Source organism: Allobosea sp. 05T422_2 (assembly GCF_056396265.1).
Genome location: NZ_JBFTLD010000250.1, coordinates 1 through 10,235 on the forward strand (window position 1 = coordinate 1; position 10,235 = coordinate 10,235).

A 10,235-nucleotide genomic window follows, 5' to 3' on the forward strand; every position below is an offset into this window, starting at 1 on the left:
GATCACGCTCTTCGAGAGCTTTGGGCAGGAGGTTTTTCTCAACCAGGATGATTTTCTGTTCGGCCCGGCGCCCGCGCCGTTCTCGACCGATCCGCTGTTTATCTAAGGCATCGGCCCGAAAAGTGGTTTCCGGTTTTCGGGCCAGCCGATGCCGGCAGCAAAGGTTCATCGGCCCGAAAAGTGGTTTCCGGTTTTCGGGCCAGCCGATGCCGGCAGCAAAGGTTCATCGGCCCGAAAAGTGGTTTCCGGTTTTCGGGACAGCCGATGCTGGCACGGGAAGTCCGATGGCCTGGCAGGTTCGGACACAGACGGACTGACGCAGAAGGGAGCGCGCTGCGGGGCGCTCCCTGTTTTTYGACGGTGTTCCTTCCAACCAGAGACCCGGCTGCGAGTGCACTCATCAAACATACTTGATAATAATCGTATATGGTGATAATATCACCATATGAAATCATATCAATGCCGAATGGCCCGTGCGGCCCTGAACTGGAGCATGCCCGAGCTGGCGCAGAAGGCCGGTGTCGGCGTCAATACCGTCAACCGTTTCGAGGCGGGCCAGGATGCAAGGATGAGCAGCGTCGAGAAGATGCAGGCCGCCTTGTCCGAAGCCGGCGTCATCTTCATCGCCGAGAATGGCGAGGGGGCCGGCGTGCGGCTGCGGAAGGGCTTTGTGCCCACAACTGTCCCGACAGCGTCACATGCCTCGCTCAAGGTCAGCGCCAGCACGGTGCGGGCCCGCGCCGCACGCGCGGCGGACCACGCCATGAGCGAGATGGACGCAAGCACGGCAGAGAAGACGGAACGCCGCGAGCGATTGACCAACGAGCCTGACGTCGTCAGGAAAGCCCGCAGCAAGAGCAGGGACGCATCATGAACCACGACAGACCGCGCCGGCCGACCAGCGCCCGCGACCAGGCCGAAGCCCTGTTCAAGCCGGCCGCGCCGAAAGCGCCACCCGTKATCGAGAAGCGGCCGGCGCTTCCCGGCGCCAAGGAGATGGTGACGCTGCGGATCGACCGCGATGTCCTCGATCATTTCCAGAGCGGCGGACCAGGCTGGCAGGACCGCGTCAACGACGCGCTGCGCCAGGCCGCGGGCCTCGTCGGCGATGACACGCTGAAGACCGAGGATCTCAACTCGTCGAATGACGGCTGAGACGAGCGGCGACGGGCCGCGCCGCCCGAGCATGCTGCGAACAAGCGGCAACGGTCTTTCGCACTGAGCATGCCCTGAACCATTGGTGTCGATCATGTTTTCTGCATTTTGACGATTTCGTCCAAATGCGGCGTGATCTAACGATCTGTGATTGCTTCGGCTTTCCCGAAAACCGCAATCCACTTTTCGGGCCGATGCTTTAGGTCTTGTTCTTGAGACCGTGCAGGCGGATGATTTCGGCGCGAAGCTTGGCCACCGCCGCCTCGCCGCGGACGCCCTTGATGCCGCGCTCTTCGCGATCGGTCGAGCCGGGAACGCCATCGAGGAAGGTGTTGCGCTTCGCGGTCGGCATCGCCAGCAGATAGGCGATCTCGCATTCGTGCCGCCACTCTTCCGACGAGGTCGAGACTTCGCGCCCGGCGAGATGGGACCAGGCGAAGGAAGGGGCAGGGGCAGACAAGGCGAATCTCCTGAAGTGACAGAGTAGCCTTTGTCATTCCCGTAGCGCCGTGACGAGCCGAACGTCGCGGCATCCTCACATGTTTCTGTCCAACTGCCGGTTCAGCGGCCGCATCCGCATTCGGTTCGCCACCGCGATGGAAACCTGGAATCCCGAGCCCGACCTGGGCTCATGACGTCTGGCGCTGCGGCTGTTTCCTGTTCGCACGTCGCTCGCTATTACGGCGCCTCGCGCCTGTGCCCTGCCAGCCGCCGAGCATGTCGAAGACCTCCAGCCCATCCCACGCTTCGTCCTCCTGCGCGCGGCGTTTCGCCAGCGTCACGAGCGCCCAGGCCTTGCGTAGGACCCGGCCCAGAGCGGAAGGCTGCGTCGGCGCGTAATGCGCCCCCGGCGCTCCGCCGTCTTGCGGTCTTTGCATGAAATCGTCGCGCCCCACCCGGTGCTTGTTGCTTGGGCCTTCTTGCCGAAGGCCGGCTTTGATTGTCTTCGGGCAGATCGTCGCGATTTCCAGGGCCAGCCGGAAGGTTTCAGATCTCATCCGCAACGCTCGATCCGCGATATCGATCGCGCTGTCACGGCCCCGAACCGGGAGGAGCCGTGCATTGGGACGTCCARTCATCAAGATGAGATCGGCGGGCAAGGTGCGGCGTCGCCCGCTCCTGTAGAGCTTGAGGGCAGTTCGACGCCGGGAGGCCAGGGGGGCGCCGCTGATGGGAGTTCAGACCCAGAATCGCCGGTTCAGACGCGCGATGAGCGCTCTCGTCCTGCTCCCGCCCACGCTCGGGTGCGAGCGGAGGCGAGCCAGGCCTCGGCCGTCGACCCCCCGGCTGCGATATCCTGCTCCGCCCAGGTCAGATATGCCAGATTGCCATGGGCGTGCAGGCTCGAGGCCTGAGCCGCGCTTGGGCTCATGCCATAGCGCTTCCGGAACGCACGGCTGAAATGGGCCTCGCTGCGAAATCCGTGCTGATGCGCGATCGCCGATATCTTCAGCCTTCCCGCAGACCTGATCATCACCTGCAGGCTGGCGCTCAGCCGGATCCCGACCAGCCAGCGCCGCACGCCGCCATGGGCCTCGAACGACCGGAACAGTTTCGAGCGCGAGACGCCCAGCGCGGCCATCAGGTCGTCTGGGCCGAAATCCGGGTCGGACAGCCTGCCTCGGGCCAGCCGATGAGCGCGATCGAAGAGCGGAACATCCTCGCGTTCCTTTCTCGGCCCGCCGGAGGGAAGGGCGGTTGCGGCAAAGCGCAGGATGCCGTCGACGGCCGACTGCGCCTGGTCGACGCTGAGCCCGTCGATATGCTCCACCAGGGCCCGGATCAGGGTGCCGAGAAGCTTGCCCGCACTGCTTTGGGCCGTCAGCACCATGCCATGCACATCGCCCTGAAGCCCGGCCGGCGCGCTGGCCCTGTCGAAGGTGAGCGTGATCCCCTCATAGCCGGGCGTACGGGATTCATAGGGCAGCGAATAGTCGACGGCGACGACATCGCCTGGACCATGGCTGCGCTTGCGACCGTCATAATCGGCGACTGCGCTTCCGCGTGTCAGCACATAGAGCGACATCTGGGAGATCGGCCGGTCGTCAATGACGCGCTGGCTCCGGGACATGGACATCGCCGATCCGCCATTGATCTGCACGAAGGCCTCGGGGAGCTGCCAGGAGCGGCCGTGGAAATCGAACTGGGCCGGGTCTGCATCGGCCGGTATGGCGCAGTCGACCAGGCGCGACAGCGCCGTCTTCCAGGCCGCGAAACACTCCATGCCCGGGGGGAACGGCCAGGCAATGCTGCGCGAGGCGCATGTCTGCGAATGGGTCTCGGGCCTGGGCAGAGGCGCCGGCCAGGGGCGTCCCGCGACAGGGCGGCCGATCGCGCCGCCAGATGCCGAAGCCTGTGAGAATGGGGACGGGGCGATCTGCGCTGCGCTGGGTCGATTTGAGATAGTCATATGTCCCCCCGCGGTTCCCCGTTGGCCCATCGCTGGGAACGAGGCGCTTTGGGAGAACTCTAGTCGAGGCGGCGTATTTACCGGCGTTAATCCGGCGTTACACGACCGTTAATCTTGCGCGCCGCACCTTCAGGCCGTGCGGGATGTGACTTTCGAGAGACTGTTGGCAGCCAGCCCCTGCTGTCGTGGCGACGGCCCGGCCGACCAGTGGGGCATCGGGCCGGGACCTGCTGGCGATCACCCAGCCGTCAGCATCTCGGGCTTGATCGGCAGCTTGCGGAGCCGGATGCCGGTTGCCGCATGGACCGCATTCAGCACCGCGGGCGCGAGCGCCGACGTGCCGGGCTCGCCAAGCCCGCCGGGCGCCTCGCTGCTCGCCACGATCTCGACCTCGATCGTCGGGGCCGCATCGATGCGGAGCATCTGGTAGGTGTCGAAATTGGTCTGCTCCACCCTGCCATCCTTGAGGGTGATCTCGCCGTACAAGGCCGCGGTGATGCCGAAGACGACGCCGCTTTCGATCTGCGCCGCGATGGTGTTGGGATTGACGGCGACCCCGCAATCGACGACCGCGACGACGCGGTCGACATGGACATCGCCGCTCTTCGAGACCGTCACCTCGGCGACCTCGGCGAGATAGCTGCCGAAGGATTGCGACAAGGCGATGCCGCGCCCCTGGCGTGGCCCCAGCGGTTTGGCCCATCCTGCCTTCTGCGCGGCACGTTCCAGCACATGGAGCGCACGCGGATTCCCAGCCAGAAGGGCGCGTCGATAGTCGAGCGGATCCTTCTTCGCGGCCGCGGCGAGTTCGTCGATGAAGCTCTCGACCACATAGACATTATGGGTCGGACCGACGCCGCGCCAGAATGCGGTCGGAATTCCCGGGGGTTCGACCCGGACATAATCGACATGCATGTTCGCGATTGCGTAGGGGATTTCGGCTGCGCCTTCCACCGCGTCGGGATCGACGCCGTCCTTGACGGCCGACGGGAAGTAGCGGGCCATGATCGACGAGCCGGCGATGCGGTGGCTCCAGGCGACCGGCATGCCCCGGGCATCGAGCCCGGCACTGATCCGGTCGTAGTAATAGGGCCGGTACATGTCGTGCTGGATGTCCTCTTCCCGGCTCCAGACAACCTTGACCGGGCCCTTGGATTGCTTGGCGATGAGCGCCGCCTGGGCGATGAAATCGACTTCGAGCCGGCGCCCGAAGCCGCCGCCGAGCAGGTGGTTGTGAATCCGCACCTGCTCCGGCTTCAGTCCGAGATGTTTCGAAACGACGAGCTGGGCGATATCGGGAACCTGCGAGCCGACCCAGATATCGCAGCCGTCGCTCGTGACCTCGGCGGTACAGTTGATCGGCTCCATCGTGGCATGGGCCAGGAACGGGGCCTCGTAGATCGCCGCGACCCTGGTCGCCGCCTTGGCGAGGGCGGCAGTCACGTCACCTTCGCTTGTGGCAACGGCGCCGGGGCTTTCCGAAGCCGTTGCGAGGGCGGCCACGATGTCGGCCATCGAGGTGGCCGCATGCGGTCCATCGTCGAACCTGACAGCGCAGGCCTCCAGGCCCTGCTTCGCCGCCCAATAGTGATCGGCGATGACGGCGATGGCGTTGTCGAGCTTCGCGACCTGATGGACGCCCGGAACCTTGAGCGCTGCCGCCTCATCGAAGGATGCGACCGTGCCGCCGAACACCGGAGAGGCGGAGACGGTGGCGACCTTCATGCCGGGCAACCTGACGTCGATGCCGTAGATCGCCGTGCCGTTGACCTTGGCCGAGGCATCGAGCCGCTTGGCCGGCGTGCCGATGATCCGGAAGCTGCCGGGGTCCTTGAGCGTGACATCGCTCGGGACAGTAAGCTTGGCCGCGGCGTCCACGAGCTCGCCATAGCCGATCCGGCGGCTGCTCGCGGCGTGGACGACATAGCCCGGCTGCGTCGTCAGACTGCCTGCATCCACATTCAGCCTGGTCGCGGCTGCGGCAATCAGCATCTTTCGCGCGGCCGCACCGGCCTGGCGCAGCGGCAGATAGAATGCGCGGATCGAGGTCGAGCCGCCCGTCATCTGCACGCCGGAGATCAGGGGATTGCCGTAGAGCTTTGCATTCGCTGGGGCGGGCTCGACCGCGACATTGCTCATGTCGACGTCGAGCTCCTCGGCGACCAGCATCGGCAGCGAGGTGTAGGTGCCCTGACCCATCTCGATCATCGGGGAGATGACGGTCACCTTTCCCATGCGGTCGATGCGGATGAAGGCCCCGGGCGCAAAGGGTTTCGCTTGCGCGGGATCGGCTGGCTGGGCACCCACCTGCAAGGGCCCACCGATCATCAATCCGCCGCCGACGGCAGCGCTGGCATGGAGGAATGCCCGACGCGAAACGACGTGATCCCCGAGATTCTCTGCATGTGCCATGGCTCTGGCCCTCACCGCGCGCCAGCGATGGCCGCGGCCTGTTTGATGGCTTCGCGAATGCGCAAATAGGTGCCGCAGCGACAGATATTGCCGGACATGGCGGCGTCGATATCGGCGTCCGTGGGCTTTGGATTGCCGGCGAGGAGCGCGCTCGCCGACATGATCTGCCCGGATTGGCAGTAGCCGCATTGCACGACTTCCAGGTTCAACCAGGCCGCCTGGATCGCCTTGCCGGCTGGCGTCTCACTGATCGCCTCGATCGTCGTAACGGACTTGCCCGCGGCATCGCTGATCGCCGTGATGCAGGAGCGGGTCGGCTCGCCGTCGATATGAACGGTACAGGCGCCACATTGGGCGATCCCGCACCCGAATTTGGTTCCGGTCATGCCGAGAATATCCCGGATTACCCAGAGCAGCGGCATGTCGTCGGGGGCATCAACCGCGAGGGAGTGGCCGTTTATGGTGAGATCATGCATCGCGCATCCTCCTCGGCCTGCCCTGGTCGTGCTGATGAAGCTGTCTATCCGGCACCACACCGCCGGGAATGCCAATTTCGGGGGCTCGGAAGTCCGCGGCCGGAACCACCGCTGGAGCCATCGGCACGCATGGCGGTCTCCCCAGCGCGTTGGCAAATCGTTGGCTGATCAGAGGCACGGGACGGAGCATGATATTCGCCGATCGGGCGTCATCGCAGGACGGACTGCGCCCCCAAAACATGGCGGGAGTATGGAAGGGGAAGGGTGGGCGGCGGCACCGGGACTCCGCCCCTGCGAGCAGGTCCCAGTGCGGCGTCGCTCATGGACCGGCCTGGCGTCCGCTCCCGTCCCCTGGCTGGCCTTCGACGCTGCGCGCTTGCGCCCCGCTCCCGGGCGATACGGAACCAGCGCCTCACCCCGGCAGTTCCGTTTCGACACGCAACGGAGGAGTGAGCCCCATGAGACCCGTCGACGTGATCGCAAAATACGCCGGCGTCGAGATCGGCGTGCTGCTCCGTGCGCGTGACAAATATGCCGGCGAAGCCGAGACTGTCTACTGGATGGATTATCCATCGATCGAACACGCCCTGGAGGCCGTCGCAGAGGACCTGTTCGAAGGACGGGTGGAACAGATCACCGCCGATGGCCAGCCGCTGACCCAGGAAGAAGTGAGTACATTGACCCATTAGGGCGGCGCCGGGCGAGCCCTTCGCGGCGCTGACCGAACCAGGCGGGAATCACCGGCATGGCAGCGCATACCGGCTCGCACAGGGTGATCTACGCCGCCCTCGCTGGAAATCTGCTGATCGCCGTGACGAAGTTCGGGGCGGCCGCCTATACCGGCAGCTCGGCGATGCTGTCCGAGGGCATTCATTCCCTGGTCGACACCGGCAATGGCCTGCTCCTGCTCTATGGCCTGAGGCGCGCGGCGCGCCCGCCTGACGCCTTGCATCAGCTCGGCCACGGTCGCGAACTTTATTTCTGGAGCTTCATCGTCGCCCTGATGGTCTTTGCCGTCGGAGCCGGCGTGTCCTTCTACGAGGGTGTTCTTCACATCCTCGAGCCCCACCACGCGACAAATCTCCTGGTGAACTACGTCGTGCTCGGGCTGTCGCTCGTCTTCGAGGGCTATTCCTGGCGCGTCGCACTCAAGGAATTCCGCAAGACCAAAGGTAGGCTCGGCTACCTCGATGCGGTCCGTCAGAGCAAGGATCCGACCGTCTTCTCCGTTCTCTTCGAGGATTCCGCGGCAGTGATCGGCCTTGCCATCGCATTCGTCGGCATCACGGCGGCCGCATGGTTCGATCAGCCGATCCTGGATGGCGTCGCCTCGCTCGGCATCGCGGCCGTTCTGGGAACCACCGCCATCTTTCTCGCCCGTGAAAGCAAGGCACTGCTGCTCGGCGAGGCCGCCATTCCGGAGGTTCAGCGCGCCATCCTGGAGATCGTCCGTGCCGACGAAGAGGTCAGGACGGTCAATGGCATGACGACGGTCCATCTCGGTCCCAACGAGATCGTCGTCGCGCTGAGCCTCGAGTTCGAGGATGATCTGACCACGAGCGGGATCGAGGCGAGCGTCGAACGGATCGAAAGACAAATCCGGGCGACCGAACCCGCCGTGACCTCGGTCTTCATCAAGCCCAAGGCCGCAGCCAGGCGGGTCTGAAGCGCCGGACGCGCCCGCCCGTCAGTGCGGCTGCGAGGCAGGCGGCCCATAGCGCAGCACGGCTGCCTTGAGCCTGCGCAATTCTATCGTTCTGATCGGGCTTGGTGGCTTGCTTTCAAGCTGGCCGATCCGCTCGCAGATCAAGCGGAACTCGCGATCGGTCCGGATGGCGAGCAGGACAGGAATCTCGGGCATAGGCGAGGCCTCCGGCGTGGCTGCATCCCCAGAACGAGGGCAGTGTGCAGCCATCKATCCCTTCCTGGCAACCCTTCGAAATTGCCTGCCGGAACAGCACGGGGCGCGGCTCGTCCKAGAGCGCGGGGCGCCATTCCGGCTTCGCTGGCGATGCTGCAAGGGGGCTTCCCAGGCAACCACCTGGATTGGCTCCCGGGAAGGCCGGTGCCGTGGCAGCGAGAGGGCCGAAAGGGCAGGGAACATGCGCGCCGCCCAATCGTTGAATCCAGGTTGTTCCGTTGATCCAGATCGTTGCGTTGCGGTGTCGAAGATGGGTGTTCTGCCGAAAGCGTATCATCCGAGATGGCGGCCCAGCTGGTCGTTCGGTCGCAAGGCGATCCTGCCGGCACGCCCGCGCTCGATCGCGGCCATGCCGACCGAACTCTATCGCGAGCCCTGCGAGGACGGGGACGGCAACCGCTACACGGTGATTGTCTGGCGTCTTTACCCGGGCCTGAGCAGCACCTCCTATACGCTCGATACCGGCGCCCTGGTGAACTATGTCGACGGGCGCAGTTTCGAGATCGCCAGGACAGGGGTGATTATCACCCGGCTGGATTGCCTGTAGGCTCGGGATGCGTGACGGTCCCGCGCGGGGGCCGCCGCCGCCGGGGGCGTTCAGCCAGCCTGTGACGCCACGAAGGTAGAAAAGCCGGCCAGAAATCCGCGCAAGCGATCCCGGGTGGCGGGGTCGCTCAGTTCACCCGCTTCATCGAACAGATTCTGCGCGCGCGAGACCAGCATGCGCCCCTCGAACCAGGGACGGGTGCCGAGCGTCCGCAGCACCGGCAGCCAGGCCTCCTGCGCGAGCACGGTGCCGAAACCACCCATCGAGGCTCCCAGAAACGCGACGGGGCGGCCACCAAAGAGCGGGCCGATATCGCTCGCCGGGCGCGATAGCCAGTCGATCGCGTTCTTCAGCACGCCGGGGATCGAGTTGTTGTATTCCGGCGTGAACAGGATCAGCCCGTCAGCCTGGGCGAGTTGCCGCTTCAGGACCTGAACGGCGGGCGGAATGCCGGTCTCGGCCTCGTCATCGGCGTTGTAGAGCGGGATACCGGCAATGGTGCCCTCGACCAGCTCCGCCCCGTCAGGCATCGACGCCCGGGCCGCCCGCAGCAAGGCGCTGTTGTACGAGCCGCGTCGCAGGCTCCCTGAAACCCCGAGAATGCTGACCATTGCCTGTTTCCCTTGGCTTGTGCGGCGGCGGATATCCGAAGCGCCGGGAATACCGGTTGCCGGCACCGGCGGCCAGCATGGCAGCTTCATGGCCCGCCAGCTGAATGTCGATCTCTCCCGGTCGGCCGGTCGTCACATGCGGCGCGATCGGGGGGGCGGCCAGGCCCATGCGCCAGCTATTCGGGGGCGGGGTCGAGGAAGGGCGCCGATGGCCGCCCGATGAGGGCCTGTTCCAACGGAGCGGCGCATCACATCTGCCGGGGTTGAATCGACCTTACGGCGCCATGGCCCGTAGGCAAGGTGCCTTGAAGCAGGGCCGGCTCGCGCCATCGGAGCTATCGGTCGAGCGCGGCAGGGATGTAGGTCTCGGCCCGCTCAAACCACGCGAGACGCACCATGCAGCTGCAGCCGACGACCCCGATCACGCCCCGTGGCATCGAACTCAACCTGGCTGCTGCCCGCCCCTTCGAGGCCATGCAGGAAGCCCGGAGCCTGCTGAGAACGGCGCGGCTCGTCGCCCTGGCAACGCTCGATCCGCAAAGCGGCTATCCCTATACGATGGCGACCAACCTGGCGGTCGAGCCGGACGGCACTCCGTTCTTCTTCGTCGCGAGGCTCGCCGTTCACGCTCGGAATATCGAAGCCGACAACCGTGTCTCGCTCGGGCTCGCCGAAGCCGGCGCTCCGGATGCGCTCACGCGCC

Annotated in this window: 13 protein-coding genes; 6 read left to right on the top strand and 7 right to left on the bottom strand. The window is 65.5% G+C overall.

What is annotated here, in order from left to right:
* Positions 1–466 precede the first annotated feature (466 nt).
* The gene (locus AC1DJT_RS29240; RefSeq protein WP_441506889.1) at positions 467–874 is read left to right on the top strand and encodes a helix-turn-helix domain-containing protein; all 408 of its coding nucleotides are present in this window, start codon (positions 467–469) and stop codon (positions 872–874) included.
* Positions 871–1,155: a BrnA antitoxin family protein gene (locus tag AC1DJT_RS29245; RefSeq protein ID WP_441506888.1), complete on the top strand. Its 285-nt coding sequence runs from the start codon at positions 871–873 to the stop codon at positions 1,153–1,155. The genes AC1DJT_RS29240 and AC1DJT_RS29245 overlap by 4 nt, the downstream gene beginning before the upstream one ends.
* A 199-nt stretch (positions 1,156–1,354) precedes the next feature.
* On the opposite strand, the gene AC1DJT_RS29250 is transcribed toward AC1DJT_RS29245, so the two are convergent.
* From AC1DJT_RS29250 to AC1DJT_RS29270, 5 genes are all read right to left on the bottom strand, one after another.
* Positions 1,355–1,615 carry a DUF7696 family protein gene (locus tag AC1DJT_RS29250; protein WP_113518572.1) on the bottom strand — a complete coding sequence of 87 codons (261 nt, stop codon included), beginning with the start codon at positions 1,613–1,615 and terminating at the stop codon, positions 1,355–1,357.
* Between the two features lie 169 nt (positions 1,616–1,784).
* A complete protein-coding gene (locus AC1DJT_RS29255) occupies positions 1,785–2,255 on the bottom strand; it encodes a hypothetical protein (RefSeq protein ID WP_476835419.1) in 471 nt (156 codons plus the stop codon).
* 98 nt (positions 2,256–2,353) lie between these two features.
* On the bottom strand, positions 2,354–3,379 hold the full coding sequence (locus AC1DJT_RS29260) for a helix-turn-helix domain-containing protein (RefSeq protein ID WP_476769922.1): 1,026 nt from the start codon (positions 3,377–3,379) through the stop codon (positions 2,354–2,356).
* Between the two features lie 423 nt (positions 3,380–3,802).
* Positions 3,803–5,977 (bottom strand): xanthine dehydrogenase family protein molybdopterin-binding subunit, encoded by a 2,175-nt coding sequence (locus AC1DJT_RS29265; protein ID WP_476835420.1) that lies wholly within the window; start codon positions 5,975–5,977, stop codon positions 3,803–3,805.
* Positions 5,978–5,988: 11 nt separating this feature from the next.
* A complete protein-coding gene (locus tag AC1DJT_RS29270) occupies positions 5,989–6,453 on the bottom strand; it encodes a (2Fe-2S)-binding protein (RefSeq protein ID WP_441506884.1) in 465 nt (154 codons plus the stop codon).
* A gap of 458 nt (positions 6,454–6,911) precedes the next feature.
* Here AC1DJT_RS29270 and AC1DJT_RS29275 point away from each other — a divergent pair, with 458 nt between their 5' ends.
* Positions 6,912–7,142 (top strand): hypothetical protein, encoded by a 231-nt coding sequence (locus AC1DJT_RS29275; RefSeq protein WP_441506883.1) that lies wholly within the window; start codon positions 6,912–6,914, stop codon positions 7,140–7,142.
* Between the two features lie 56 nt (positions 7,143–7,198).
* A complete protein-coding gene (locus AC1DJT_RS29280) occupies positions 7,199–8,119 on the top strand; it encodes a cation diffusion facilitator family transporter (protein WP_476769925.1) in 921 nt (306 codons plus the stop codon).
* A 21-nt stretch (positions 8,120–8,140) separates the two neighbouring features.
* On the opposite strand, the gene AC1DJT_RS29285 is transcribed toward AC1DJT_RS29280, so the two are convergent.
* Positions 8,141–8,314: a hypothetical protein gene (locus AC1DJT_RS29285; protein ID WP_476769926.1), complete on the bottom strand. Its 174-nt coding sequence runs from the start codon at positions 8,312–8,314 to the stop codon at positions 8,141–8,143.
* A gap of 310 nt (positions 8,315–8,624) precedes the next feature.
* On the opposite strand from AC1DJT_RS29285, the gene AC1DJT_RS29290 reads away from it, so the two are divergent.
* Positions 8,625–8,921: a hypothetical protein gene (locus AC1DJT_RS29290; RefSeq protein WP_476769927.1), complete on the top strand. Its 297-nt coding sequence runs from the start codon at positions 8,625–8,627 to the stop codon at positions 8,919–8,921.
* A gap of 50 nt (positions 8,922–8,971) precedes the next feature.
* Here the strand turns inward: AC1DJT_RS29290 and AC1DJT_RS29295 are convergent, their stop codons facing one another.
* Positions 8,972–9,532, bottom strand: a complete 561-nt coding sequence (locus AC1DJT_RS29295; RefSeq protein WP_441492950.1) for an NADPH-dependent FMN reductase — start codon at positions 9,530–9,532, stop codon at positions 8,972–8,974.
* 396 nt (positions 9,533–9,928) lie between these two features.
* Here AC1DJT_RS29295 and AC1DJT_RS29300 point away from each other — a divergent pair.
* On the top strand, positions 9,929–10,235 hold a 307-nt coding region (locus AC1DJT_RS29300; protein WP_476835421.1), incomplete at its 3' end, for a pyridoxamine 5'-phosphate oxidase family protein.

What these genes read in the sequence shown, in the direction of transcription:
- AC1DJT_RS29260 (WP_476769922.1), bottom strand. Translation starts at nt 3,379, where the DNA reads ATGGAGTGTTTCGCGGCCTGGAAGACGGCGCTGTCGCGCCTGGTCGAC.
- AC1DJT_RS29295 (WP_441492950.1), bottom strand. Translation starts at nt 9,532, where the DNA reads ATGGTCAGCATTCTCGGGGTTTCAGGGAGCCTGCGACGCGGCTCGTAC.
- AC1DJT_RS29240 (WP_441506889.1), top strand. Translation starts at nt 467, where the DNA reads ATGGCCCGTGCGGCCCTGAACTGGAGCATGCCCGAGCTGGCGCAGAAG.
- AC1DJT_RS29270 (WP_441506884.1), bottom strand. Translation starts at nt 6,453, where the DNA reads ATGCATGATCTCACCATAAACGGCCACTCCCTCGCGGTTGATGCCCCC.
- AC1DJT_RS29290 (WP_476769927.1), top strand. Translation starts at nt 8,625, where the DNA reads ATGGGTGTTCTGCCGAAAGCGTATCATCCGAGATGGCGGCCCAGCTGG.
- AC1DJT_RS29285 (WP_476769926.1), bottom strand. Translation starts at nt 8,314, where the DNA reads ATGCCCGAGATTCCTGTCCTGCTCGCCATCCGGACCGATCGCGAGTTC.
- AC1DJT_RS29275 (WP_441506883.1), top strand. Translation starts at nt 6,912, where the DNA reads ATGAGACCCGTCGACGTGATCGCAAAATACGCCGGCGTCGAGATCGGC.
- AC1DJT_RS29280 (WP_476769925.1), top strand. Translation starts at nt 7,199, where the DNA reads ATGGCAGCGCATACCGGCTCGCACAGGGTGATCTACGCCGCCCTCGCT.
- AC1DJT_RS29265 (WP_476835420.1), bottom strand. Translation starts at nt 5,977, where the DNA reads ATGGCACATGCAGAGAATCTCGGGGATCACGTCGTTTCGCGTCGGGCA.